The organism is Streptomyces sp. LMG1-1-1.1 (assembly GCF_040815545.1).
GTDB lineage: Bacteria > Actinomycetota > Actinomycetes > Streptomycetales > Streptomycetaceae > Streptomyces.
The window spans coordinates 19226-43582 of sequence record NZ_JBFPNH010000047.1; the positions used below are offsets into that span (position 1 = coordinate 19226).

The following is a 24357-nucleotide window of genomic DNA, read 5'->3' on the forward strand; positions in this document are numbered from 1 at the left end:
GAGCACTGTAACGCAGCCGGGCACGGAACGGGGCCCGGTCCGCACCCTGGACGGTGCGGGCCGGGCCCCGGAGGCCGTGGGCCGACTACCCGATCAGAAGATCAGGTTGTAGATCTGCCAGCCGCTGCCGACCTGCGCACGCGGCGGGAACGGTGACGTCGGGCTGCCGTTGTTGGCGTACAGCCACAGCGCACCCGCTCCGTCCCGGGCGATGACGTCCGGACGGCCGTCCGTGTTCAGGTCGCTCGGGCCGAGGACCGTGTTGTACGTCTGCCAGCCGGTGCCGATCTTGAGCCGGGGCCCGAACGGCTTGGATGCCACGCCGGTGCCGTTGTACAGGTACAACGCGCCCGTCGTGTCGCGGCCCATGACGTCGGGCTTGCCGTCACCCGTGAGGTCACCGGTGCTGACGATGCTGTTGTACGTCTGCCAGCCCGTACCCACCTTCAGGCGCGGCCCCAGCGGCGAGCTCGGGTTCCCGGTGCCCGGGTACAGCCACAGCACGCCCGAGCTCTCCCGCCCGATCACGTCGGGCATCCCGTCGCCGGTCTGGTCCCGCACACCGACGACCTGGTTGAACACACCCCACCCGGTGCCCGCCTTCACCCGCGTCTTGAACGGCTGCGACGGGTTCCCACTGGCCGGGTAGTACCACAGCGCCCCGCTCGGCTCCCGCGCGATCACATCGCCCGTACCGTCCGCCCGCAGCGCCGTCAGCGGCGTCACCAGGTTGTACGCGTTCCACCCCGTCCCCACCTTGTACCGCGCCAGGAACGGCGCGGAGGCCTTCCCGGTGCCCTGGTACTGCCAGAGCACACCGGAGCCGTCACGGGCGAGGAGGTTGTAGCGGTTGGTGGTGGAGACGGGCGCCTTGGTGGCGACCTCCTTCACGTCGCTCGCCTTCACCCACGCCAGGCGGTGGTTGTAGCGGATCGGGATGAAGATGTTGGTCTTGCCCTCGACCCGCGTGCCGTCGACGTTGTACGCGCTGTAGTAGTAGTCGCCCGGCACGGCGTTGCCGGCCTTCGCGTACATCTGCCCGGCGGCGAGGCTGTACTTCGTCAGCGACGCGTTGTTGCTCGCCTGTACCGGGACACCCGTGCCGGTGTAGGCGGCGTCCTCGGGGTAGGCGCGGCCGTAGACCGGGATCGAGGTGGCGCCGTCCTTGGCGGTGATCGCCGTCTGGGCGGTCGTGCCCACGGGCGCGGTGAACTGGCCGCCCGGGTTGCGGAACCACGCCTTCTTGCCGCCGTACCAGATGGCGGTCCAGTCGGTCCCCGAGGTGCCGGCGACGACGTAGGTGCTGCCGGCCGTGACCTTGTTGCCCCAGTTCGATCCCTGCGACCACAGGGACGAGAAGTACGGGTCGGTCAGGGACTTCGCCGGGTCGGCCACCGGCTCCGAGTAGAGGTAGCCGAAGTTGACCGGCTGGGCGGGGGCCGTCTTGGTGGTGCCGTCCTCCGTGTACGTCAGCGTCGGCTGGTTGGCCGAGGTGAACGGCGGGACCACGCGCACGAGCTGGCCGGTCTGGAGCAGGCCGCCCGCGCCGCCGGCGCCGGTGGGCGCGCCGAGCAGGGCCATGAAGCGGTTCCAGTCCCAGAACGGGCCCGGATCCCAGTGGTCCTGGACCTTGGTGTCCAGGATGCTGGGCACGTCGTCGTGACCGATCACGTGCTCGCGGTCGAGCGGGAGCGAGAACTTCGCCGCCAGGTACTTCACGAGGGCCGCGGAGGACTCGTACTGCGGCTCGGTGTACCAGCCGCCACCGCCCTTGATGGCGTAGCCCTCGTGCTCGATGCCGATCGAGTGCATGTTCACGGTCTTGTTGCCCGCGTGGTACGCCTCGTTCTTGGTCTCGACCATCTGGGTCACGCGACCGTCGTTGCGCACGATGTAGTGGGCGCTGGCGTAGCTGGTGGGGTTCTTGAAGACCGTCACCGCCGCGTCGTGGCTGCCCTCGATGTCGTGGATGACGATCTGGCGGACGTCGAAGCCGTTCGCGGGACGGCTCGCGATGTTGTAGTTGCCGTCGTTCTGCGAGTAGGCGGCCGGATCGAAGGTGCAGACCAGGCCCGACGGGCACTCGACCGGCGGGTTCTCGGTCGTGCTCGCGAAGCCCGCCGCGAGCGGCACGTTGGACGGCTGCACCGGATTCACCGACGGATCCGCCGGCAGGACGACCTGCTCGCCGTCCGCGGTGACCTCGCGCTCACCCGTCTTGATCGACTCGAAGACGCGCTTCGCGAAGAGGTCGGCGCCCTTCCGGTCGGTCGACTGGCTGTAGCGGGCCACGGCCGGGTACCAGTCGCCCGCGTCGTCGGAGAGCTCGGCGCCGGCCTGCTTCTGGTACTCGGCGAGCAGGGCGGCCCCGGCGCGGATCGACGCCGCGCTGTCCTTCTGGACGGAGTCGGTCGAGCTGTCGATCAGCTCGGCGGCCTTGTCCAGGGTGTGGAGGGTGGGGTCGGCGGTGTCGACCGGCTTCTCGGGGAGAGCGGCCAGCGCCTTCTGCTTGTCGAACTTCTTCTCGATGCGAGGGTCGCCGCTTCGGTTCATGAGGTCGAGCAGGTGCTCGTCCGTGTCCCGCTCGACGTCCTCCGGGTCGACCTTGGTCAGACCCATGACGTTGTACGCGCCCGTGGTGCTGGGCACGCCGTCGTGCGACTCCCACCGCGTCTGGCGGTACGACACCGCCATCAGCACGCTCTGCGGCACGTCGAACTCGCGTGCCGCGTTTGCGAACTGCGCCTGGAGGGAAGGGTCACCTCCGGACGTGTCGCCGGCCGCGCCGAGGAGGCCCGGAGAGGCGACCGCGATGGTGCCGATCGTGGCGGTGGCGACGACGGCTGCCGCCGCTCCGTACAAGAGTCGTTTCTTCTTGCGGTCCCTGCGGTGCCTCTGGGTCACGCCCACCCCTGTGGTTCGACTGTGTTCTTGTGAAACGGGCCAGAGGGTAACACCACTCGAAGGCGTGAACGGCACCGGGTGACATTTCGGGCGTGCGTCTCAGCCACTGGTCAGGGGGACAGGACCGGACGAAGAACCCCGTAATGTGGTGCGCGTGACCGTGAACGCTGATTCCCACGCCGTCGCCGAGGCGACCTGGCGAGACCTGCCCGCGGCGCAGCAGCCCGAGTACCCCGATGCCGAGGCTCTGCGCGATGTGATCGCGGACCTCGAGTCGTATCCTCCGCTCGTCTTCGCCGGCGAGTGCGACCAGCTGCGCGCCCGGATGGGAGCCGTCGCCCGTGGCGAGGCGTTCCTGCTCCAGGGCGGCGACTGCGCCGAGGCCTTCGACGCCGTGTCCGCCGACCACATCAGGGCCAAGCTCAAGACGCTGCTCCAGATGAGCGCCGTCCTCACCTACGCGGCCTCCGTGCCGGTGGTGAAGGTCGGCCGCATCGCCGGCCAGTACTCGAAGCCCCGCTCCAAGGGCACCGAGACGCGCGACGGGGTGACCCTGCCGACGTACCGGGGCGACTCGGTCAACGGCTTCGACTTCGACGAGAAGTCCCGCATCCCGGACCCCGAGCGCCTGAAGCGGATGTACAACGCGTCCGCCTCGACGCTCAACCTGGTGCGCGCCTTCACCACCGGTGGATACGCCGACCTGCGCCAGGTGCACGCCTGGAACCAGGACTTCGTGAAGTCGTCCCCCTCGGGCCAGCGCTACGAGGCGCTCGCCCGCGAGATCGACAACGCGCTGAACTTCATGAAGGCCTGCGGCACCGACCCGGCCGAGTTCAAGGCGGTCGAGTTCTACGCCTCCCACGAGGCGCTGCTGCTCGACTACGAGGGTGCCCTGACCCGTACGGACTCGCGCACCGGCAGGCTGTACGACACCTCCGGTCACATGGTCTGGGTCGGTGAGCGCACCCGTCAGCTGGACCACGCGCACATCGAGTTCTGCTCGCGGATCGCCAACCCGATCGGCATCAAGCTCGGCCCGACCACCACGGTGGACGAGGCGCTGACGTACATCGACCGCCTCGACCCGGACCGCGAGCCGGGCCGGCTGACCTTCATCGTCCGCATGGGCGCCGACAAGGTCCGCGACAAGCTCCCCGAGCTGGTCGAGAAGGTCACCGCGTCGGGTGCGGTCGTCGCGTGGGTCACCGACCCGATGCACGGCAACACCTTCGAGGCCGCCTCCGGCCACAAGACGCGTCGATTCGACGACGTGCTCGACGAGGTCAAGGGCTTCTTCGAGGTCCACAAGGGTCTCGGCACCCACCCGGGCGGCATCCACGTCGAGCTCACCGGTGACGACGTCACCGAGTGCGTGGGCGGCGGCGACGAGATCTTCGTCGACGACCTGCACCAGCGCTACGAGACGGCCTGCGACCCGCGCCTCAACCGGAGCCAGTCGCTCGACCTGGCGTTCCTGGTGGCGGAGATGTACCGCGATCAGTAAGTAGATACCCACGACGATGGGGCGCGGATCCATGTGATCCGCGCCCCATCGTGGTATCGGGGGCTTTTGGGGCTCCGGGCCGCCGGGTAAGGTTAGGTTAGCCTTATCGATCTCGGCGGGAGGTGAACCGCGTGTACGTCTGCTCATGCTTCGGTGTCACGGAGAAGCAGGTCAAGGACCACGCGGACGCGGGCGCCTGCACTCCCCGCCAGATCGCATCCGCCTGCAAGGCCGGAACGGACTGCGGTTCCTGTGTCCGTCGCATTCAGGCCATTCTCGGGCGCGGCAACTGCCCGCGACGGGAGCTCGTGGACCAGGGCATGCCCGCCCTGGCCTCCGAGAGTGACACCGTCGCGGAACTCGGCGAAGCGGCCTGAGGGACTCCCCGGACTAGCTCGGCTGCTCGATCAGCGTCGAGATGTAGAGCGCCTCGCCCAGGGACTCGATCAGCTCCAGCTGCGTGTCCAGGTAGTCGATGTGGTGCTCCTCGTCGGCGAGGATCTCCTCGAAGAGGTTGGCCGACGTGACGTCCCCCTTGGCGCGCATCACCTCGATGCCCCGCTTGAGGCGGTCGATCGCCTCCACCTCGACCTGGCGGTCCGCCTGGAACATCTCGGTGATCGTCTGGCCGACGCGCACGTGGAAGAGCCGCTGGTAGTTGGGCAGGCCGTCGAGCATCAGGATGCGCTCGGTCAGCTTGTCCGCGTGCTTCATCTCGTCGATGGACTCTTCACGGGTGTACTTGGCGAGCTTCGTCCACCCCTTGTTGTCCTGGATGCGGTAGTGCAGCCAGTACTGGTTGATGGCCGTCAGCTCGCCGGTCAGCTGCTCGTTGAGGAATTCGAGGACCTCGGGGTCGCCCTGCATCGCAGAGGCTCCTTCCACTTCCACGCTGTGTGTATACGCCGTCACTGGGCAGGATGGCCGCATCCTCGCACCCCGAATGGGGGGCGTCCAGTAAGTGCAGGCTTAGTCGGACTTGCCCGAATCGGATCGGGTGGAAGGTCGGCTGGTCATGACCACCCCTCGCCGTCTGTCACCATGGATGACATGGGTCAGCCGGAGAGCGGAGTACACCGGGAAGCGGGGCAGCCGGATCGTTCGCCGGATCTTCCGCCGGGCCAGCGGCTCCAGCGCGGCTGGCCGGTCACCCACTACGGGCCCGTACCCAAGTTCAAGCCGGACCGCTGGGAGTTCCGCGTCTTCGGGGCGACGGCCGACGGCGACAAGCGGTGCTGGAACCACGAGGAGTTCTCGGCGCTCCCGTTCTCCTCGGTCGTGGCCGATCTGCACTGCGTCACGAAGTTCAGCATGCTCGGCTCCGAATGGGGCGGCGTGGCGGCCCGTACGATCCTGGAGCTCGCCCCGCCGGCGCCCTCGGCCACCCATGTGATGGTCTGGGCCGAGTACGGCTACAGCGCCAACATGCGGCTCGCCGACTTCGCCGCCGACGGCACGATCTTCGCCACCCACAAGGACGGGGAGCTGCTCACCGCCGAGCACGGCTTCCCGCTCCGCCTCGTCGTCCCGCACCTGTACGCCTGGAAGGGCCCCAAGTGGGTCCGCGGCGTGGAGTACATGGCCGCCGACCGCCGGGGCTTCTGGGAGGAGCGCGGCTACCACAACCTCGGCGACCCGTGGACGGAGCAGCGCTACTCGTACCAGGAGGAACCGGGAGACGGCCCGGAGCTGTAGCGGCTCCGGACCGTCGAGGGTCCCTCGGCGCGGTCGTCCCGCGTTGGTTCAGTGGTGGTACTGGTGGACCACCGCGTGGCCCTTGCCGCGGCCGATCATCCACTTGTTGACCGGCGTCGTGATCACGAAGGCGGCGGCGAGCGCGATGGCGAGCACGATCCAGAACAGCGGCTCGGAGAGGTGCGCGTCCATGGCGCCGGGCCAGAGCGCGATCACGCCGTTGTCGATGATCTCCATGACCGCGATGGAGAGGGTGTCGGCGGCGAGGGCGACCTTGAAGGCCGTCTTGAAGTCGACGCCGGCGGCCAGGATGCCGCGCAGGGTCAGCGCGTAGCCGAAGAAGAAGGCCAGGATGATCGCGAGGATCATCGTCTGCGTGTTGCCCCAGCCGAACGCGGTGCCGATGATCATGCCGAGGACCTCGCCGATGGCGCAGCCGGTGAGGCAGTGCAGCGTGGCCTTCGCGGCCATGGCCCAGGAGACCTTGCCCATGGCGTGACCCTCGTGACCCTGGTGGCCCTCATGGCCGTGGTGGCCCTGGTGGTCGGCGTGCCCCACATGCCCTGCGTGTCCCGCGTGGTCCGTGTGGGCGGAGTGGCTCGCGTGGCCCGCGTGGCCGGTGTGTGCCGTGTGGTCCCCGTGGGCCGCGTGGTCCGTGTGGGTGCCGTGGTCGTGATGGGTGTGCGGGTCGTGCTGCATCGGGTGCCCCCCATGGTCGGGTAGCGGTGCCTGCCTTCACAGGAACCGTATACCCCCCTGGGGTATTCCTCAACGGGAATGCGGGTCAGTCCCGGAGCTTCTTCAGCAGCTCCACGTCCGCGAGGTGACCGGCCTTGCCGCCGGGGGTCTCGATGATCAACGGTACGCCGTCGGTCGCCGGATGCCGGAGGAGATTGCGGAAACCGTCCTCGCCGATGTGGCCGATGCCGATGTTCGCGTGGCGGTCCTTGCGGGCGCCGACGACGTCCTGGGAGTCGTTGGCGTGGATCAGTCTCAGCCGCCCCTCGCCCACGGTCGCCACCAGCTGGTCGAGGGTCTGCGCGGCGCCGTGCGGGCCGGTCAGGTCGTGGCCCGCGGCGAAGACGTGGCAGGTGTCGAGGCAGATCCCGAGCTTGGGGTGGTGGTCGAGGGCGTCGAAGTACGGCCCGAAGTCCTCCGCGCGCGAGCAGAGCGAGAAGCCCTGGCCCGCCGTCGACTCCAGGAGGAGGTACGGGTCGTCCTCGTGCGACAGCTCGTCGAGGAGCGGCAGCATCCGCTCCCGCACCTGGGCCAGCGCCACCGCGCGCGGGCGGCCGCCGGTGGCCGAACCGGTGTGCACGACCACGCCCTTCGCGCCGATCTCCCGGCCCCGCCGCAGCGAGTGCCGCATCGACTCGACCGACTTCTCGACGGTCGCCTCGGTGTGGGAGCCGAAGTTGATCAGGTACGGGGCGTGCACCCAGGCCGAGAGGGACTCGGCCTCGCACTCGGCCCGGAACCGCTCGTCCTGGGCCGGGTTGCCGACCGGGGTGGCCCAGCCACGCGGGTTGGCGACGAAGACCTGGACGGCCTCGGCGCCGAGCTCACGGGCGTAGCCGAGGCCGATCGTGGCGAGGCCACCGGCCACGGGGACGTGGCCGCCGACGGGGTTGCGCATCAGTCTCTACAGTCCCTTGATCGTGATCGTGACGGTGGAGCCCTCGGGGGCGGTCGCGCCGCCCTCCACGGACTGGCCGGACACCGTGTCGCCGAGATAGGGGAAGGACTTGTCGACCTTCACCTCGAAGCCCGCGTCCTCCAGGGCCGCGCGCGCCTCCGCGGTCGTCTCGCCCGTGACGTCCGGGACCTCGATCAGCCGGGGTCCCTTGGAGACGGTGAGGGTGATGGTGTCGCCCTCGGCGGCGCGGCTGCCCTCGGCGAGGGACTGGGCGGCGACGGCGCCGGCCGCCTCGGGTGAGTTGACCCGCTCCGGGGCGACCTTCACGGTGAGTCCGGCCTCCTGGAGCGCGGCCGTGGCGTCGGCGACCGTCTCGCCGGTGACGCCGGGCACGTCGATCGGGGAGCCCTTGCTGACCACCAGGGCGACGGCCGAGTCCGGGGAGCGTTCGGTGCCGGGCTCCGGGTCGGAGCCGATCACGGCACCCTGTGCCACGGAGTCGCTGAACTCGGTGGTGACCACACCGGGCACCAGGCCCTCCCGCTCAAGGAGGCGCTTGGCCTCCGCGAGCGGCTTGTTCCTGATGTTGGGCACCTTCACGACCTCGGGGCCGCGGGAGAGCGTCAGGACGACCGTGCCGTTGCCCCGGAGGCGCTCGCCGGGTGCCGGGTCGACGGCCATGACGGTGCCGCGCCCGTACACGTCGCTGAAGGCGCGCTTCGTCGAGCCGACCTCCAGGCCTGCGTCGGCGATCCGCTGCGTCGCGACGGCCTCGGTCTGTCCGAGGACGGCCGGGACGCGGGTGAACTGGCCCGAATTGATGTACCAGACGCCGGTGCCAAGGCCCAGCGCGAGCAGGACGCCGACGACGGCGAGCAGCGGGCCGCGCGGGGGCCGCCGGCGGGTCGCGGGGGGCGCCTCCGGCGCCGGCATGCGGTTCGTGAGCAGCACCTGCCCGGCGTCCGCCGCGGCCGTCGCGGCGCGGGCGATCACGCTGGTCCGGTCGTCGGCGGTGTCCCGGTCCTCGGACCGCGCCTGCGGGGGTACGGCGTCGAGCTGGTCGTCGCCGAGCGCGGCGCGGGCCTCCCGGAGCAGCGCGAGCAGCGCCACCGCGTCGTACGGGCGGACGTCGGGGTTGCGGGCGGTGGCCGTCGCGACCAGCTCGTCCAGCTCCAGGGCGAGCCCGGGGACGGTGGCCGACGGGGCCGGCACGTCGGTGTTGAGGTGCTGGTAGAGCACCTGGGCCGGGGTGTCGCCCCCGTGCGGCTTCGCGCCGGTCAGCATCTCGTACAGGACGACACCGCAGGCGTACACGTCGGCGCGGGTGTCGGCGGTGCCGAGCTCGATCTGCTCCGGTGCCAGGTACGAGACCGTGCCGAGCACCGAGCCGGTCGTCGCGGTCGCCGAACCCACCGCCCGCACCAGACCGAAGTCCGCGACCTTGACCCGCCCGTCGTCCCCTATCAGGACGTTCTCCGGCTTGATGTCCCGGTGCACGAACCCCGCCCGGTGCGCCGCGCCCAGCGCGGCGAGCATCGGCTCCAGGATGTCGAGGGCCGCCCTGGGCGCCAGCGCGCCGCGCTCCCGCAGGACGTCGCGGAGGGTGCAGCCCGCGACGTACTCCATCGCCAGGTACACGTACGCGCCCTCGGCGCCCTGGTCGAAGACGCCCACGACGTTCGGGTGGGCGAGCCGGGCCACCGACTTCGCCTCGCGGATGAAGCGCTCCACGAACGTGGCGTCGGCGGCCAGCGCCGGATGCATCACCTTGAGGGCGAGCACCCGGTCGAGGCGGACGTCCACGGCCCGGTAGACCGTGGCCATCCCGCCGACGGCGATGCGCGCGTCGACGCGGTAGCGGCCGTCGAGCAGCCGCCCGACGAGGGGGTCCTGAAGGGTCGTGTCCACGGCGTCGAGTCTACGAGCCGTGGACACGCCCCCCGCCCGGACGGGCGGGTACTGCAGCGCAGCTGTGACGAGCGCCCCAGCCGCCCGGACTCAGAACGCGGGACGTTCCGGGTCCAGGTGCGCACGGCCCTCCGCGGGGGAGGAGGCCTCCGCGAAGTGGCGGCGCGGGATCCGGCCGGCGCGGTGGGCGAGGCGGCCGGCCTCGACGGCGTGCCGCATGGCCGAGGCCATGAGGACGGGCTCCTGGGCGCGGGTCACGGCGGAGGCCAGCATGACCGCCGCGCACCCGAGCTCCATGGCGAGCGCCGCGTCCGAGGCGGTGCCCGCGCCGGCGTCGAGGATGACCGGCACGCCGGCGCGCTCGACGATGAGCTGGAAGTTGTGCGGGTTGCGGATGCCGAGGCCCGAGCCGATGGGGGAGCCGAGCGGCATGATCGCCGCGCAGCCGACGTCCTCCAGCTTCCGGGCGAGGACGGGGTCGTCGTTGGTGTAGGGCAGGACGGTGAAGCCGTCGTCGACGAGGGTCTCCGCCGCGTCGAGGAGTTCGACCGCGTCCGGCAGGAGGGTCCGCTCGTCGGCGACGACCTCCAGCTTGATCCAGTCGGTGCCGAGCGCCTCCCGGGCGAGCCGGGCGGTCAGGACCGCCTCGCCGGCCGTGAAGCAGCCCGCGGTGTTGGGCAGGACCCGGATGCCGAGCCGTTCGAGCACGGAGAGGACCGAGCCCTGGACGGTCGGGTCGAGGCGCCGCATGGCGACCGTCGTGAGCTCCGTACCGCTGGCGATCAGGGAGCGTTCCAGGACGTCGAGGCTGGGCGCGCCGCCGGTGCCCATGATGAGGCGGGAGGAGAACTCCGTACCGCCGAGCAGGAAGGTGTCGTCGGACATCGGGCTCAGCCTCCCTGCACCGCGGTGATGACTTCGATCCGGTCGCCGTCGCCGAGCAGTGTCGCGGCCCATTCGCCGCGCGGCACGACCGTCTCGTTGAGGGCGGCGGCGACCCCGGAGCGCGCCGTGGTCAGGGTGGCCACGAGGGTGTCCAGGGAGACGGGGCCGGAGAGTTCGCGGGGTTCTCCGTTCACGGATACGGACAGGCTCATACGGGCTGCTCCAGACGTACGGAGGAGAAACGGCGGGGGGTGAAGGGGCGTGCCTCGTCGGGGAGGACGCCCGTGGTGAGGACCTCGGCCATGACGTCGCCGGTGACGGGGGTGAGCAGCACCCCGTTGCGGTAGTGGCCGGTGGCCAGGTGCAGGCCGGGCAGGGAGGTGGGGCCGAGCATCGGCGCGTTGTCCGGCGAGGCGGGCCGCAGTCCGGCCAGCGTCTCGGTGAGCGGCAGCTCGGTGATCCCGGGGACGAGCTCGTGGGCGTCGCGCAGCAGTTCGTACACGCCGCCCGCCGTCACCGTGGTGTCCCAGCCGAGTTCCTCGCTGGTGGCGCCGACGACCAGTTCGCCGTTCTCGCGGGGCACCAGGTAGACGTGGCTGCCCCGGACGACGGCCCGGACGGTCCGGGAGAGGAACGGGGCGTACGCGGCGGGCACGCGCAGCCGCAGCACCTGGCCCTTGACCGGGCGTACGGGCGGCAGCACCTCGTCCGGCACGCCCGCGAGCCGCCCGCTCAGGCTGCCGGCGGCGAGGACGACCTGGTCGGCGGTCAGTTCGCCGCCGCCGGCGAGCACGGCGCCGCGGGCCCGGTCCCGAACCACCGTCAGTCGTTCGGCGAGGGTGCGGTGGAAGACCACCCCGGCCCGTTCGCAGGCGACGAGGAGCGCGGCGGCGAGCCGGCGCGGGTCGACCTGGTGGTCGCCGTCCACCCGCAGGCCGCCGCGCACCCCGGGGGCGAGCATCGGTTCCAGGCGGCGGCACTCGCGCCCGCTGAGCCACTCGGAGGTGAGCCCGCAGCGGGTCTGGAGGGCGTGCAGTTCGCGCAGGTGGGCCCGGTCGTCGGCGTCGAGGGCGACGGCGAGGGTGCCGCAGGAGCGGTGGCCGACGTCGTGGCCGGCGGACTCCTCCAGTTCGGCGACGAACGCGGGGTAGCGGGCTGCGGAGGCGAGGTTGAGACCGAGCAGGGTCTCCTCGCCGTAGTGGAGTTCGGTGACGGCGGCGAGCATGCCGGCCGCGACCCGTGCGGCCCCGCCGCCCGGGTCCGGGTCGACGACGGCGGTGCGCAGTCCGCGCTGCGCGGCCCGCCAGGCCGTGACCAGGCCGATGATGCCGCCCCCGATCACGAGGACGTCGGATCCGGAATCGGATGCTCCGTCGTCGCTGAGGACATCGGAAGAACGCATGGGCGTCCAGCCCCTCCCTTCGCCGGCATGACCCGGATCAGGTTCGTACGGTCGGAGGCCGGTACAGCCTCCCTCTCAGCCCGGTCGTCCGGGCTCCCGCGAGTGCTTTACGCCCGCCAGACTAGCTTCCGTCGCGGAGGCGTCACAGACCCCTCCCTTCCTGATGATCCGTCAGATACGTAAGGTGGTCGGGTGAGCGAGCAGAAGCAGGCCCAGGAGCGCGTCGTGATCGTGGGGGCGGGGATGGCGGGCGTCCAGACCGCCGTCGCCCTGCGGGAGCAGGGCTTCACCGGCCCCGTGACCCTCATCGGGGCCGAACCCCACCAGCCCTACGACCGACCCCCGCTCTCCAAGGCGATCCTCCTCGGCAAGGCCGAGGACTCCGCCTTCGACGTCGACTTCGAGGACCTCGGGATCGAACTCCGCCTCGGCCTCGACGTCACCGGCCTGCGCGCCGCCGACCACGAGATCGACACCGAGGCCGGACCCGTCGGATACGACGCCCTGGTCCTCGCCACCGGCGCCCACCCGATCACCCTGCCCGGCGCCGAGGGCGTCCCCGGCGTCCATCTGCTGCGCACCCTCGACGACGCCGTGCGCCTCGGGCCCGTCCTGGAACGGCGACACGCCGTCGTGGTCGTCGGCGCCGGCTGGATCGGCGCCGAGTTCGCCACGGCCGCGCGCGAGGCCGGCTGCGCCGTCACCGTCGTCGAGGCGGCCGACCTCCCCCTCACCGGCGCCCTCCCCGCCGAGGTCGCCGCCCCCATGGCCGAGTGGTACGCGGGCAACGGCGCCGAACTCCTCACCCACGCGCGCGTGGACACCGTCGAACCCGGCCGGGTCGTCCTCGCCGACGGCCGCGCCCTGCCCGCCGACGCCGTCGTCGTCGGCATCGGCGCCCGCCCCGCCACCGGCTGGCTCGCCGGCTCCGGCGTCGCCCTCGACCCGAGCGGCGCCGTCACCGCCGACGACCGGCTGCGCACCTCCCTGCCCGACGTGTACGCCGTCGGCGACTGCGCCTCCTTCCCCTCCGCCCGCTACGGCGAGCGGCTCCTCGTCCACCACTGGGACAACGCGCTCCAGGGCCCCCGCACGGTCGCCGCGACGATCACCGGAGCGGACTCGGGGCCGTACGACCCCGTGCCGTACTTCTGGTCCGAGCAGTTCGGCCGCTTCGTCCAGTACGCGGGACACCACGCGGGCGCCGACGAGCTGCTGTGGCGCGGCGACCCGGCCGACGAGGCATGGTCCGTGCTCTGGCTGCGCGCCGGCGTGCCGGTCGCCCTCCTCGCCGTCGGCCGCCCCCGCGACCTGGCCCAGGGTCGCAAGCTCATCGAGGCCGCCACCCCGGTCGATCCCGCGCGCGCCGCCGACCCGTCCGTCCCCCTGAAGGCGGCGGTCAGGTAGGGCCCGACTACCGGGTGTCGGTCCGGGATGGCAGGCTTGTCCCGTGACCGAGATTGACGTGAAGATCGATGCGCTCATCCCCGCCTGGCTCTACGTGCCCGACATCGCGGAGATGCTCGACATCGAGGTGACGCGCGTGCGACAGCTGATCAAGGAAGGCCAGCTGATCGCCGTGCGTCGTGGAGAGAACAACGCCCTGCAGATTCCCGCCGCCTTCATCCAGGGCGACAAGATCGTCAAGGGCCTCGTCGGCCTGCTGACCGTGCTGCGGGACGACGGCTTCACCGACGAGGAGATGCTGGAGTGGCTCTTCACTCCGGACGAGAGCCTGCCGGGCACGCCCGCGCAGGCGCTCAACGAGAACCGCGGCACGGAGGTGAAGCGCCGCGCCCAGGCGCTCGCTCTCTGACGCCCGCGCGCCGAAGCGCGGACGCCGACGCGTCCCCATGAGCGGGGCACGTACGCCCCGCGCGTGCGTGAGCACCGACGACACCACCAGCGGGTGCCGCGGCGGGTGGCCCTCCCCGGGCCGCCCGCCGCGGCGCCGGCGACATCCGACGGGGGGAACCCATCCATGCCCACGCCTCGTGAGCGGCTCGCCGACGCACGCCTCTACCTGTGCACCGACGCCCGGAAGCGCCAGGGCGACCTGCCGGCCTTCCTCGACGCCGTGCTCTCCTCCGGCGTGGACATCGTGCAGCTCCGCGACAAGGGCATGGAAGCCGGTGAGGAGCTCGACCACCTCGCCGTCCTCGCCGAGGCCGCCCGCCGGCACGGCAAGCTGGTCGCGGTGAACGACCGGGCCGACGTCGCCCACGCCATCGGCTCCGACGTGCTGCACCTCGGCCAGGGCGACCTGCCCGTGCCCGCCGCCCGCGCGATCCTCGGCGACCAGGTCCTGATCGGCCGCTCCTGCCACGCCGAGAGCGAGGCCGCCGCGGCGGCCGTCGAGCCGGGCGTGGACTACTTCTGCACCGGGCCCTGCTGGCCCACCCCCACCAAGCCCGGGCGCTACGCCCCGGGGCTCGACCTCGTGCGGTACACGGCCGGCCTCGCCCAGGACCGGCCCTGGTTCGCCATCGGCGGCATCGACGAGACCAACCTCGACGAGGTCCTGGACGCCGGCGCCCGCCGCATCGTCGTCGTCCGGGCGATCACCGAGGCCGACGACCCGGTGGCCGCGACCGCCTCCCTCGCCAAGCGCGTCCGCGAGCGCGCCGGATCCTGAGACCGCGGCGGACGGCGCCCGGCGGAGACCCCGGCGGGCGGCTCCGCGGACGCCCATCGGGCGCCCTCAGCAGGGTCCGCGGGATGCCGGGCGAGGCCTGGCGGACGTTCCCGCGGCGGCCCGGCGGGCCCCCGGAGACCGTCCAAAATCATGTCCACTCCTCGGACACGGTTGTCGCGCCTCCCTGGACCCCGTCTAACCTGCCGGTATGGCCCTAGGTACCGCTTCCGTCCGATCGGACCGCGCACGCACCGTGCGCGAGATCCTCGCCTCCGGTGACGCGTCGTACTCCTTCGAGTTCTTCGCGCCCCGGACCGAGAAGGGCGAGCAGGCCCTCTGGAACACCATGCGCCGGGTCGAGGCGGTCGGCCCCAGCTTCGTCTCCGTGACCTACGGCGCCGGCGGCTCCACCCGCGGCGGCACCGTCAAGGCCACCCAGAAGATCGCCTCCGACAGCACGCTCACCCCCGTCGCGCACCTCACGGCCGTCGACCACTCCGTCGCCGAGCTGCGCAACATCCTCGGCCAGTACGCCGACGCCGGCATCCGGAACATGCTCGCCGTCCGCGGCGACCCGCCGGGCGACCCGCTGGGGGACTGGATCGAGCACCCCGAGGGCGTCCGGTACGCCGCCGACCTCGTCCGGCTGATCAAGGAGTCGGGCGACTTCTGCGTCGGCGTCGCGGCCTTCCCCGAGATGCACCCCCGTTCCACGGACTGGGACACGGACGTCCGGCACTTCGTGGACAAGTGCCGCGCCGGCGCCGACTACGCCATCACCCAGATGTTCTTCGACCCGGAGAACTATCTGCGGCTCCGCGACAGCGTCGCGAAGACGGGCTGCGAGACCCCGATCATCCCCGAGGTCATGCCCGTCGTGAACGTGCGGACGCTCGACCGGCTGCCCCAGCTGAGCAACGCCGCCTTCCCCGCGGATGTGAAAGACCGCATCCTCGCCGTCAAGGACGATCCCGCCGCTGTACGCTCCATCGGTATCGAGTTCGCGACGGAGTTCTGCGCGCGTCTGCTCTCCGAGGGTGTCCCCGGACTGCACTTCATCACGCTGAACAACTCCACCGCGACGCTCGAGATCTACGAGAATCTCGGACTGCACCAGCAGTCGTGACCGGTCGTACCCGCCCCGACCCGCGGCGGTGACCGTGGAGAGGGGCGGCGGGGCATGGGGTGGACGGTCCTCTACATCGCGTTCGGCGTGGTCGCACTGTGGCTGCTGGGGGAGGTGCTCCTCCAGTACAAGGCGCGGCTGCGCTGGCGTGTTCTCGCCTTCTGCGGCTTCCTCGGCGTGGTCCTGGGCGTGCTGATGCCCTCGGTCGCGGTCATCGTCGTCGGGGCCGTCGCCTTCGCCGTCGGCCAGACCTACGTGACCCTGTCGTTCCGCCGCGGCTTCTCCACCGGCTGGGCGATCGGCGGGAACCCGGGGGCGAGCCGCCGCCGCAGGTCGGGGGCGGCGGTCCAGGCCGGGCCCACCCTGGAGGTCACCGAGCTCTCCTACGGCGCGGAGGACACCGAGTACGGCACGGCCGACCCGTCCGTCGACGGGGCCGCCGCGGTCTACGAGCCCGAGCCGATGCCCGAGGACACCGGCCAGTACGGGGTCTACGACGGCGGCCACGGCGCCGGAACCGGCTACGGGACGGGAAGCGACCCCTACGCCACCGGGTACGAGCAGCCCGCGCAGGCCGGGTACGACCAGCCCGCGCAGGCCGGGTACGAGCAGCCCGCGCATGCCGGGTACGAGCAGGCCGCGTACGAACAGGCCTCCTACGAGCAGCAGCCGGCCTACGACTACGGCACCGCAGCCGGACAGCAGCAGTACGCCACCTACTCCGACCCGTACATCGGCCCCGGCGCGGACGGCCAGCAGTACGCCCCGTACTACGCCGACCCCTACGCCCCCTCGTACACCTACGACACCCCGCCCGGCGGGGTGTGGGTCCCGCAGCAGCGCGACACCGAGCCGGACCCGAACCAGCAGCAGCCGCCGGCCCCGGACCCGTACGGCTACGAGCCGCACCCCGACGACCGGCAGCAGTACCGGTACTGAGCGCCCCTCGGCTCGCTACTGGGAGCCGCGGAAGCCGTCGCCCTCCACGATCAGGCCCGCCACCAGCGCGCCCGACATGCCCGCGTGGGCGAGCCCGCCGCCCGGGTGCGACCAGCCGCCGGCGAACCAGAGCCCCGGCAGCGGGGAACGGTTGGCGGCCGGCAGCAGCACCCCCCGCGCCCCGGCGAGCGCGGGGCCGGGCACCTCGGCGGACCCGGTGTCGCGCCGTACGTCCTCCGGGGTGCGCACGTGCCGCCACAGCAGCCGCTCCCGCAGCCCCGGGATCGCCCGGCCCGCCGCCTCCACCATCAGGTCCGGGACGGCCGTCCCGGCCATCCGGTCGGCGAAGGGCTCCCCGTCCTGCTCGGCGGAGGTCCGCACGGTCGCCGTGACCGTCACCGACTCGTAGGCGCCGTCCGGGCGCAGCGCCGGGTCGTCCGGCCGCAGCACGGTCACGGTCGGGCGCCCGCCCTCCGCGTGCACGACGGTCCGGTGGACCGCGTCCGCCTCCCGGGAGCCGCGCAGGGCCAGGCAGACCGTCACCCGCCCCGTCCCGTTCACCTGGTGGCGGGGCCGGTCGTCGCCGTGCTCCCACTCGACGACGTGGTCGCGGTAGAGCGCGGGCACCGGGGCACCGGAGACGACGTGGTCGGCCTCGACGGTCGTGCCGTCGGCGAGCCGGACACCGACCGCCCGCCCGTCCTTCTCCAGGACGTCCTCGACCGGCGTGCCGAAGACGAACTCCACCCGCCGCTTCCGGCAGCGCTCGTACACCGCGTCGGCGAGCGCCCGCAGCCCGCCGGCCACGTACCAGCTGCCGAACGTCTGCTCCATGTACGGCAGGACGGCGGCCGAGGCCGGGGCGGTGGCCGGGTCGAAGCCGTACGACCACGCGTACGCGTCGAGGAGGGCGGCGAGCCGGGGATCGCGCAGCTCCCGCGCCCCGACCTGGGCGAGCGTCGTCGTCGGACGGCGCAGCAGGCCCGCCTTGAGCGCCGGGTACGGCTCGCGGGCCAGCGGCGCCGGATCCGCCGGCTGCGGCTCCTCAAGGAGGGGGCGCCGGGTCCGGTCCCAGGCCTCGCGGGCCCGCGTCAGGAAATCGCCCCACCGCTCGCCCGCGCCCGCGCCGAGCGCCGCGTCCAGGGCGGCGACCGCGCCGGCCCGGGAGGCGTTCGGCAGGTCGACGCCGGTGCCGTCGGCGAAGACGTGACGGCTCGCCGGATCGACCTGCGTCAGGGTGACGCACTCCTCCAGGGGCTCCTTGCCCGTCTTCACGAACAGGTCCCGGTAGACCGCGGGCAGGTGCAGCAGGCCCGGGCCCGTGTCGAAGGCGAACCCGTCGCGCTCGTACCGGCCCACCGCGCCGCCGTACGTCGCCCCCCGCTCGTACACCGTCACCCGGTGGCCCGCCACGGCCAGTCGGGCCGCCGCCGCCATGGCGCCGAGTCCCGCGCCGATCACCACAATCCGTGCCATGTCGGCGAGCCTATCCGGCACCTCGGACACCGGCGGAGGCCCGGTCGGCGTCCTGCCGGCGTCCGGGCGGCGGCGGGGTCAGAAGTGGGCCGAACCGTCGTCGTCCGGCGGCGGATGGGCCCGGGAGCGGGACACCGGGAACGCCGGTCTCCGCTCCTCGCGGCGCTGGGACCTGCGGCGCAGGAAGCGCCGGATCCGCTGGGCGAGGAAGACCAGTATCGCCAGGCCGAGCAGGAGCAGGACGGCCGCGACGACGGCCGCCGTCACCGGATGGAAGAGCGCGAAGGTGACGATCCCCGCCACCGCGAGGTCCTCCGCCAGGCTCAGCGCGACGTTGGAGAACGGCTCGGGCGAGGTGTTGACCGCCATCCTCGTCCCCGCCTTGACGAAGTGGCTCAGCAGCGCCGTCGTGCCGCCGACCGCACCCGCCGCCAGCTCCGGCAGCGAACCGCTCTGTCCGGCGAGCAGGGCGCCCACGACGGCCCCGGCGATCGGCCGGATCACGGTGTGGACGGAGTCCCATATCGAGTCGACGTACGGAATCTTGTCCGCCACCGCCTCGCAGAGGAACAGCACGCCCGCGACGACGAGGACGTCGGTGCGCTGGAGGGACTCGGGCACCTCGTCGGTCAGCCCGGTCGCGCCGAAGACGCCGAACAGCAGGACCACCGCGTACGCGTTGATCCCGCTGGCCCAGCCGCTGGTGAACACGAGGGGGAGTACGGACACGCCCGCGATCGTAACCAGGACTGAGTACCCGTACCTAGAGGGCGAGATGAGTAGGTGCGCGGATGGGCCCCGGTGCCTCCGGAAGGAAGAGTGGAGCCCACGGAAGGGGCGTGGCTCCGGTACCGCCGGCACGGGGCTGCGGAACGGGGGCCGCGTACCTGCCGGCACGGGGGTGCGAAAGAAGCCGGTGCGGCGAGGCTCGGGGGGATCGAGCCTCGCCGCACCGGCGTTTCCGTTTCTCGCGCCTCCGCCGCTTCCGGCCTCTACGCGCGCGTGGATCCGCCGAGCCGTACCGCGCTCCTGCGCGCACGCGTGCCCCCGCTCGTCGTCACCGGCCGCCGACGCGGCCGTGCAGCAGTCGGGAGAGGGCCGCGTGGACGTCGTCGAGGGACCGCTCGCTCTGGAAGGCCTGCCAGTCGAGCGCGGCCACCAGGACCATCCCGACCAGCGCCGCGGCCGTCAGCTGGACGTCGATCTCCTCGCTGAGCTCACCGGCCGCGACCCCCTCCCGCAGGACCCCCTCGACCACCGCCACGGCCTCCTGGCGGACCACCAGGAGGGTCGAGTTCCAGGCCCGGTTGGTGCGCCAGAGCTCGGCCACGTACAGCTGGGTGAAGGCCGGGTAGCGGTCGATGAAGACGAGGCCCGCCCGGATCATCGCGTCGAGGGCGTCGACGCGGCTGCCGCCGCGCTCGGCGGTCTCCTCGGCCGCCGTCCGCAGGGAGGCGGCGAGCAGCGACACCCCGTGGCGCAGCAGCTCCTCGAAGAGCTCGGTCTTGCTCTTGAAGTTGTAGTAGACCGTGCCCTTGGCCACGCCGGCCCGCTCGGCGATCTCGTCCACCGTCGTCGCGGAGAAACCCTGCTCCGCGATGAGGGTGACGGCCGCCTCGTAGAGCTTCGCGCGCGTGGCCTGGCGTCGGGTGCTGCTGCTGTCCATGGGATCGATTCTCACAGGTGTCGCGGGGGTCGCCGGCCCCGTCTCACAGGGTCAGTTCGGGGTGGAGCCGGTCGAGCGTCCAGACCTGCCGCCTGCGCGCCGAGACGGCGGTCAGGGCCAGAGCGCCCAGGGTGAACGCGGTCAGGACCGCGCAGGCCTGCCAGACCGGGCCGATCCCGCCGCCCGTGATCAGCCGGCGCAGCGCCTCGACCACGTAACTCATCGGCAGGAAGGGGTGCACGGCGTTGAAGAAGGCGGGGCTGGTCTGGACGGGGTAGGTGCCGCCCGCCGAGGTCAGCTGGAGCATCAGCACCGCGAGGACCAGGATCCGGCCCGCCGCGCCGAAGCGGGCGTTGAGCCACTGGATGATCGCGGCGAAGCAGCAGGTGACCAGGGCGAGGAAGCCGACCGTGCCGGCGGCCCTGGTCATCTGGAGGCCGAGGCCCCAGTGCAGGACCGACATCAGGGCCGCGACCTGGAGGACGCCGATCGCCGCCACCGGCAGCCAGCCGGCCAGCGCGATCCGCCAGGCGGAGCCGCCGGCGGCGAGGGCGCGGCGGTTCAGCGGCTGGATGATCATGTACGCCACCATCGCGCCGACCCACAGGGAGAGCGGGATGAAGTACGGGGCGAAGCCGGTGCCGTAGTTCGCCGCCTTGTGGAGCGACTGCGAGGCGAGCCGCACCGGGTCGGCCATGACCTCCGTGCGGCGGTCGCGGTCCTGCTTGTCGTAGTCCGGGATCTGCGCGACGCCGTCCTTCAGACCCGTCGCGAGGGTGCCCGAGCCGTCGGCCAGCTTGTACAGGCCGCCGTCCAGGGCGCCCGCGCCCTTGGTGAGCTTGCCGACGCCGGTGTCGAGGCTGACGGAGCCCGCCTTGGCCTGGGTGACGCCGGTGTGCAGCCGGTCCGCGCCCGCCGCGACCTGCTTGGCGCCCGCGTTGAGCTCGTTGATCTTCTTGATGGCGCCCTCGACGTCCTCGTCCAGGTGCGGGGCGCGGGCGGCCAGCTCGTCGGCCTGCTTCTTGAGCTTGGTCAGGCGCGCGTCCAGGGTCTTCAGGTCGGCGGCGTCGTCCTTGGTGAGCTCGTGCACGTCGTCGGCGATCGTGGCCACGTCGCCGGCGCTGACCGACGCCTTCCTGAGCAGCTCGCACATCTTGGCGTCGGGGGCGGGGGCGTCCACGCACGCCTCGCGGTGGAACGCGGCGAGACCGTCGTCGGCCGTGTGGGCGGCGGAGCGGACCAGGGGCGCCCGCCTGACCAGGTCGGCCAGGTTGTTCTGGGCGGCCGCGGTGGAGTCGGACACGAGCCGGGCGGTGTCACGGATCGACTTGCCGTTGTTCGCCAGGTACGGACGGACCTGGTCGGCGGTGCCGTTCACCTTGTCGGCGAGGGTCTGCGTGCCGTTCGCGACCTTCCGCGAGCCGCTCTCCAGGTCCTTGGCGCCCTTGTCGAGCTTCTTCAGGCCCGACGCCAGGTCGCCGCTGCCGGTCTTGGCGGTCTTCAGCCCGTCGGCCAGGTCCTTGGAGCCCTTCTTCGCCTTGTCCACGCCCTGCTTGAGGTCGCCGGCGCCCTTGGCCGCCTTCGCGGTGGCGTCGTGGATGTCGGAGAAGGAGATGAAGATCTTGTCGAGGAAGGTCCGCGAGGACTTCGTGGAGGCCGCGGTGCGGACCTCGGAGAAGACCGTCCGGGAGATCTGCCCGACGATGTAGTTGTTGGCGTCGTTCGTCCGCACCCTGAGCGCCCCGGTCTCGGGGGAGTCGCCGGAGCTGGAGGCGATGCGCGAGCTGAAGTCGCCCGGCATGGTCAGGGACAGGTAGTACGTCCCGTTCTCGACGCCCTCGCGCGCCTCGGCGTCGCTCACCCGGTGCCACGCGAAGGTCTTGCTCTCCAGGAGCCCCTCGGTGATGTCGTCACCCGCGTTGATCTTCTTGTCGCCGGCGGTGGCCCCCCGGTCCTCGTTCACCAGGGCGACGGGGATCTTGTCGAGCCTGCTGTACGGGTCCCAGAACGAGTACAGGTACAGGGCGCCGTAGAGCAGCGGCAGCAGCAGGATCGCGACGAGCGCGGCGCGCGGCAGCTTTCCCCTGCCGAAGCGCTTCAGCTCAAGCGCGGCCAGTTTCGGCGAGCGCATCGGCCGCCCCCTCCTCGGTCGTGGATGCGGGTGCATCGGTGCTGGTGTCGGCGGGGTCGGCGGGGTCGGCGGCGTCGGCGGTGTCGTCGTCGGACGCCTGGGTGGTGCCGGTGGCGCTCTTCTCGGGCGCCTCGGTGGTGCCGGTGGTCTTGCTCTCGGCCGCCTCGGTGGTGCCGGTGGTGCCGTTCTCGGCCGACTCGGGGGTGTCCTCCGCGGGATTCGGCGCACCCGCGCGCGTGGAGAGGCGCAGGGCGTCGGCGGGGGCCTCGCTGCAGACGGCGAGGACGGTGGTCCCGGACGCGGCCACGGAGCGCAGCAGCGCCCAGGCCTCGGCCCGGTCGGCGTCCGAGAGCTTCAGGTCGATGTCGTCGACGGCGAGCAGCCGGGGGCGGCCGATCAGGGCGAGGGCGATCGAGAGCCGCAGGGCTTCGAGTCGCTCCAGATCCCGTACGGAGGTCCGCTCGCCCTTGGGCAGGGCGTCGAGGTCGAGACCCGCGGCCGCCACGGCCTCCTCGATCCGGGCCCGGGACGTCGCCGCCCGCTCGGCGGGGCGCCGCAGAAGCGCCCGGACCGAACCGTCGTAGCGGCGCTGGAGCAGGGCCCGCTCGCGCAGGTGCTCGGCGACCGTGAAGGCCGGGTCGAGCTCGCTGACGCCGGGGACCTGCCCCAGTGCCGTGATCCGGCGCACGGCGGCCATCTTCCGCGGCAGCGGGAGACCGTCGACCTCGGCGTGACCCGCCTGGGACTTCATGCGCCCGGTGAGGGCGAGCAGCAGACAGGTGCGGCCCGAACCGGACGGTCCCTCGATCGCCACCAGCGACCCGGGCCCGGCCCGGAACGACACCTTGTCGAAGGCCCAGCCGCGCGGGCCCTTCAGTCCGAAGCCGTCCGCGACGACGGCGGCGCCGTGCGGCTGCTCCTCGGCTTCCGTGCCCACGGACTCACCCCCCATTCCCCTTTTTTGAACTGACCAGTCAGTTCAAAAGTTACCCCCGAGTTGGATCTAAGGCAAAACCCCAGGTGTCCGGTCCTCGCGAACCTGGCGGATGTGCACCGAACCTGGCGAAGTGTCCGCTCCGTGTCCCGCTTGAGTCGGCGAAGGTGGCGAGGGATGCGGTCATCCGTGGCTGACGCGCGACTGCCGCTGCCCTCCGCGGCTTGGAATCGGCAGGTCACGAGTGGGTATCCAGGTCCTGAGATCTTGGGTGCACTACCGGTCCGGGCCAGTACGATCGCTCACGCGCATCGCCGAAGGCGAGCTGGCTCGCGGGCTTGTGCGCGCAGCTATGGAGGCTTCTTTGAGTGGCAGAACCCGCCCCCTTCCCGCTCGTCTGGCGTGGACGGTTCTTGCACTACTTCTCACATGCCTGGCGCTGGGTGGCTTGATCAGTGCCATCAAGATGCCGGATCTCATTAGTGCTGCTGTCGACCTGGCGATCTCCGTTTTGCTCGGATGGGGAGCCATTGGTTCCTGGAAGCGTGTCTCGGCTACGCCTAGTAATAGCGACGCTGCCTCATAGCCGATATATACGGGTGAGTCATCCAGTTAATTGACGCAGGGCGGCGAGTGCTCCTGAGCGGTGTTCAGATACTTAGGGGCCTGCTGCCGCTAATTTCCCTGACCGCAACCAGGAGAAGGTTGAATCGTGGGTTTCTTCACTCGAAGCCAGGCCAAAAAGTTCGGTATGCAGACAGACTGGCCCAGCACCAACCCAGATGTGAGGCGCTACTACAAGGCTTTGGTGGAGGCGCACGCCCAGAGAATCGCCCAGATGCAGAGCCAGGGAGCTGACGGTGATCAGTCCTGGTACTGGATTGAGGGCATAGCTGCGCTGCACAAGAACGCTGCCGATTATGCTGCTGATTTTTGGAGAGAGCGGTCGAAGGCGGAGATGGCAACGGCCAGAAGAGCTGCGGTGAAGCAACTCGGTAGTATGTTCAGAATCCGAGGGGCTCTGATCGAATCCTGGTGGGTCGCGGACAGAATGAACATGATGCGCATCGGTTCTTCCGTCGGTCTCCCTATCGGCGATAAGTGGATGTACGCATTCGCTTGCACGTTGCACTCGGCTGCCCCCGGGGTTCCTAGCCTGGATGGCGTACTCCAGTCCAAGTGGCCGGAACATATTTTCCAGCGCGTGCAGTTGGAAGATGGTGAGGCATTCGAGGTGACTTGGAAGGCCGAAGACGTGATTAGCGTAGAAGGTGACCGCTATGAAGGCTTCGTCCTAAAGCTCGACCCCGCGACCGGGTGGTCCAAGGTGGAGGTCTGCGGCAGAGCAGGCAACTTCACTCCAGGCTTCTTCACGGAGCCCAGTCCCAGGGTGGAGTAGCGGAATGCGGTACCTCGCCCAGGCCAAGATCGTGCAACGAGCCACGGAAGACGGTTGGCTGCGGAGGCTCAACCGTGGTTGAGGGGCCGGGCCGTTGGCCGCCTCTGGTACGTA

The 24357-nt window shown here is 71.4% G+C and carries 22 protein-coding genes and 1 riboswitch; of the genes, 9 read left to right on the forward strand and 13 right to left on the reverse strand.

The annotated features are described in order from the left end of the window. Positions 1-93: 93 nt before the first annotated feature. Positions 94-2904 (reverse strand): N-acetylmuramoyl-L-alanine amidase, encoded by a 2811-nt coding sequence (locus MRBLMG1_RS26765; protein ID WP_367826680.1) that lies wholly within the window; start codon positions 2902-2904, stop codon positions 94-96. 154 nt (positions 2905-3058) lie between these two features. Between MRBLMG1_RS26765 and MRBLMG1_RS26770 the strand changes: the two genes are divergently transcribed. Continuing rightward, positions 3059-4411, forward strand: a complete 1353-nt coding sequence (locus MRBLMG1_RS26770) for a class II 3-deoxy-7-phosphoheptulonate synthase (protein ID WP_414721646.1) — start codon at positions 3059-3061, stop codon at positions 4409-4411. Positions 4412-4533: 122 nt separating this feature from the next. Next, entirely contained in the window at positions 4534-4788 is a 255-nt protein-coding gene (locus tag MRBLMG1_RS26775; RefSeq protein ID WP_367826681.1) for a (2Fe-2S)-binding protein, read from the forward strand. A gap of 13 nt (positions 4789-4801) precedes the next feature. On the opposite strand, the gene bfr is transcribed toward MRBLMG1_RS26775, so the two are convergent. Further along, positions 4802-5278, reverse strand: coding sequence for a bacterioferritin (bfr, locus tag MRBLMG1_RS26780; RefSeq protein ID WP_043223049.1), 477 nt, complete (start codon positions 5276-5278; stop codon positions 4802-4804). 183 nt (positions 5279-5461) lie between these two features. On the opposite strand from bfr, the gene MRBLMG1_RS26785 reads away from it, so the two are divergent. Next, entirely contained in the window at positions 5462-6106 is a 645-nt protein-coding gene (locus MRBLMG1_RS26785) for a sulfite oxidase-like oxidoreductase (protein WP_367826682.1), read from the forward strand. 48 nt (positions 6107-6154) lie between these two features. Here the strand turns inward: MRBLMG1_RS26785 and MRBLMG1_RS26790 are convergent, their stop codons facing one another. The 6 genes from MRBLMG1_RS26790 to thiO form a co-directional block, all read right to left on the reverse strand. Then, positions 6155-6805, reverse strand: a complete 651-nt coding sequence (locus MRBLMG1_RS26790) for a DUF4396 domain-containing protein (protein ID WP_414721647.1) — start codon at positions 6803-6805, stop codon at positions 6155-6157. An 85-nt stretch (positions 6806-6890) separates the two neighbouring features. Next, complete coding sequence (locus tag MRBLMG1_RS26795; protein WP_367826683.1) at positions 6891-7742, reverse strand: deoxyribonuclease IV; 852 nt, start codon at positions 7740-7742, stop codon at positions 6891-6893. 6 nt (positions 7743-7748) lie between these two features. Then, positions 7749-9650: a Stk1 family PASTA domain-containing Ser/Thr kinase gene (pknB, locus tag MRBLMG1_RS26800; RefSeq protein WP_367826684.1), complete on the reverse strand. Its 1902-nt coding sequence runs from the start codon at positions 9648-9650 to the stop codon at positions 7749-7751. Positions 9651-9740: 90 nt separating this feature from the next. Beyond that, on the reverse strand, positions 9741-10535 hold the full coding sequence (locus tag MRBLMG1_RS26805; RefSeq protein WP_367826685.1) for a thiazole synthase: 795 nt from the start codon (positions 10533-10535) through the stop codon (positions 9741-9743). Positions 10536-10540: 5 nt separating this feature from the next. Further along, positions 10541-10747 (reverse strand): sulfur carrier protein ThiS, encoded by a 207-nt coding sequence (gene thiS, locus MRBLMG1_RS26810; RefSeq protein WP_367826686.1) that lies wholly within the window; start codon positions 10745-10747, stop codon positions 10541-10543. Continuing rightward, positions 10744-11937 (reverse strand): glycine oxidase ThiO, encoded by a 1194-nt coding sequence (gene thiO / locus MRBLMG1_RS26815; protein WP_367826687.1) that lies wholly within the window; start codon positions 11935-11937, stop codon positions 10744-10746. Before thiO ends, thiS begins: the two co-directional genes overlap by 4 nt. Next, positions 11935-12047: riboswitch (TPP riboswitch) on the reverse strand. It overlaps the preceding gene by 3 nt. An 82-nt stretch (positions 12048-12129) precedes the next feature. Here thiO and MRBLMG1_RS26820 point away from each other — a divergent pair. From MRBLMG1_RS26820 to MRBLMG1_RS26840, 5 genes are all read left to right on the forward strand, one after another. Continuing rightward, positions 12130-13344 carry an NAD(P)/FAD-dependent oxidoreductase gene (locus MRBLMG1_RS26820; protein ID WP_367826688.1) on the forward strand — a complete coding sequence of 405 codons (1215 nt, stop codon included), beginning with the start codon at positions 12130-12132 and terminating at the stop codon, positions 13342-13344. Between the two features lie 43 nt (positions 13345-13387). Next, positions 13388-13753: an Rv2175c family DNA-binding protein gene (locus MRBLMG1_RS26825; RefSeq protein WP_367826689.1), complete on the forward strand. Its 366-nt coding sequence runs from the start codon at positions 13388-13390 to the stop codon at positions 13751-13753. 165 nt (positions 13754-13918) lie between these two features. Beyond that, on the forward strand, positions 13919-14572 hold the full coding sequence (thiE, locus tag MRBLMG1_RS26830; protein WP_367826690.1) for a thiamine phosphate synthase: 654 nt from the start codon (positions 13919-13921) through the stop codon (positions 14570-14572). Between the two features lie 208 nt (positions 14573-14780). Next, positions 14781-15698, forward strand: coding sequence for a methylenetetrahydrofolate reductase [NAD(P)H] (metF, locus tag MRBLMG1_RS26835; RefSeq protein ID WP_367826691.1), 918 nt, complete (start codon positions 14781-14783; stop codon positions 15696-15698). Between the two features lie 54 nt (positions 15699-15752). Continuing rightward, positions 15753-16637: a hypothetical protein gene (locus MRBLMG1_RS26840; protein ID WP_367826692.1), complete on the forward strand. Its 885-nt coding sequence runs from the start codon at positions 15753-15755 to the stop codon at positions 16635-16637. Positions 16638-16652: 15 nt separating this feature from the next. On the opposite strand, the gene MRBLMG1_RS26845 is transcribed toward MRBLMG1_RS26840, so the two are convergent. The 5 genes from MRBLMG1_RS26845 to MRBLMG1_RS26865 form a co-directional block, all read right to left on the reverse strand. Then, positions 16653-18113 carry a phytoene desaturase family protein gene (locus tag MRBLMG1_RS26845; protein ID WP_367826693.1) on the reverse strand — a complete coding sequence of 487 codons (1461 nt, stop codon included), beginning with the start codon at positions 18111-18113 and terminating at the stop codon, positions 16653-16655. Between the two features lie 78 nt (positions 18114-18191). After that, a complete protein-coding gene (locus MRBLMG1_RS26850) occupies positions 18192-18842 on the reverse strand; it encodes a DUF4126 domain-containing protein (RefSeq protein ID WP_367826694.1) in 651 nt (216 codons plus the stop codon). A 328-nt stretch (positions 18843-19170) separates the two neighbouring features. Next, entirely contained in the window at positions 19171-19779 is a 609-nt protein-coding gene (locus MRBLMG1_RS26855) for a TetR/AcrR family transcriptional regulator (RefSeq protein WP_367826695.1), read from the reverse strand. A 43-nt stretch (positions 19780-19822) separates the two neighbouring features. After that, positions 19823-21910 (reverse strand): YhgE/Pip family protein, encoded by a 2088-nt coding sequence (locus MRBLMG1_RS26860; protein WP_367826696.1) that lies wholly within the window; start codon positions 21908-21910, stop codon positions 19823-19825. Then, positions 21882-22847 carry an ATP-binding cassette domain-containing protein gene (locus MRBLMG1_RS26865; RefSeq protein ID WP_367826697.1) on the reverse strand — a complete coding sequence of 322 codons (966 nt, stop codon included), beginning with the start codon at positions 22845-22847 and terminating at the stop codon, positions 21882-21884. Before MRBLMG1_RS26865 ends, MRBLMG1_RS26860 begins: the two co-directional genes overlap by 29 nt. Positions 22848-23556: 709 nt before the next feature. Between MRBLMG1_RS26865 and MRBLMG1_RS26870 the strand changes: the two genes are divergently transcribed. Then, positions 23557-24243: a hypothetical protein gene (locus MRBLMG1_RS26870; protein ID WP_367826698.1), complete on the forward strand. Its 687-nt coding sequence runs from the start codon at positions 23557-23559 to the stop codon at positions 24241-24243. Positions 24244-24357: the final 114 nt, after the last annotated feature.

Excerpts from the sequence above, each read along its gene's own strand:
- bfr (WP_043223049.1), bottom strand. The coding sequence starts at position 5,278 with ATGCAGGGCGACCCCGAGGTCCTCGAATTCCTCAACGAGCAGCTGACC.
- MRBLMG1_RS26785 (WP_367826682.1), top strand. The coding sequence starts at position 5,462 with ATGGGTCAGCCGGAGAGCGGAGTACACCGGGAAGCGGGGCAGCCGGAT.
- MRBLMG1_RS26790 (WP_414721647.1), bottom strand. The coding sequence starts at position 6,805 with ATGCAGCACGACCCGCACACCCATCACGACCACGGCACCCACACGGAC.
- MRBLMG1_RS26795 (WP_367826683.1), bottom strand. The coding sequence starts at position 7,742 with ATGCGCAACCCCGTCGGCGGCCACGTCCCCGTGGCCGGTGGCCTCGCC.
- MRBLMG1_RS26805 (WP_367826685.1), bottom strand. The coding sequence starts at position 10,535 with ATGTCCGACGACACCTTCCTGCTCGGCGGTACGGAGTTCTCCTCCCGC.
- thiS (WP_367826686.1), bottom strand. The coding sequence starts at position 10,747 with ATGAGCCTGTCCGTATCCGTGAACGGAGAACCCCGCGAACTCTCCGGC.
- thiO (WP_367826687.1), bottom strand. The coding sequence starts at position 11,937 with ATGCGTTCTTCCGATGTCCTCAGCGACGACGGAGCATCCGATTCCGGA.
- thiE (WP_367826690.1), top strand. The coding sequence starts at position 13,919 with ATGCCCACGCCTCGTGAGCGGCTCGCCGACGCACGCCTCTACCTGTGC.
- metF (WP_367826691.1), top strand. The coding sequence starts at position 14,781 with ATGGCCCTAGGTACCGCTTCCGTCCGATCGGACCGCGCACGCACCGTG.
- MRBLMG1_RS26840 (WP_367826692.1), top strand. The coding sequence starts at position 15,753 with ATGGGGTGGACGGTCCTCTACATCGCGTTCGGCGTGGTCGCACTGTGG.
- MRBLMG1_RS26845 (WP_367826693.1), bottom strand. The coding sequence starts at position 18,113 with ATGGCACGGATTGTGGTGATCGGCGCGGGACTCGGCGCCATGGCGGCG.
- MRBLMG1_RS26855 (WP_367826695.1), bottom strand. The coding sequence starts at position 19,779 with ATGGACAGCAGCAGCACCCGACGCCAGGCCACGCGCGCGAAGCTCTAC.
- MRBLMG1_RS26860 (WP_367826696.1), bottom strand. The coding sequence starts at position 21,910 with ATGCGCTCGCCGAAACTGGCCGCGCTTGAGCTGAAGCGCTTCGGCAGG.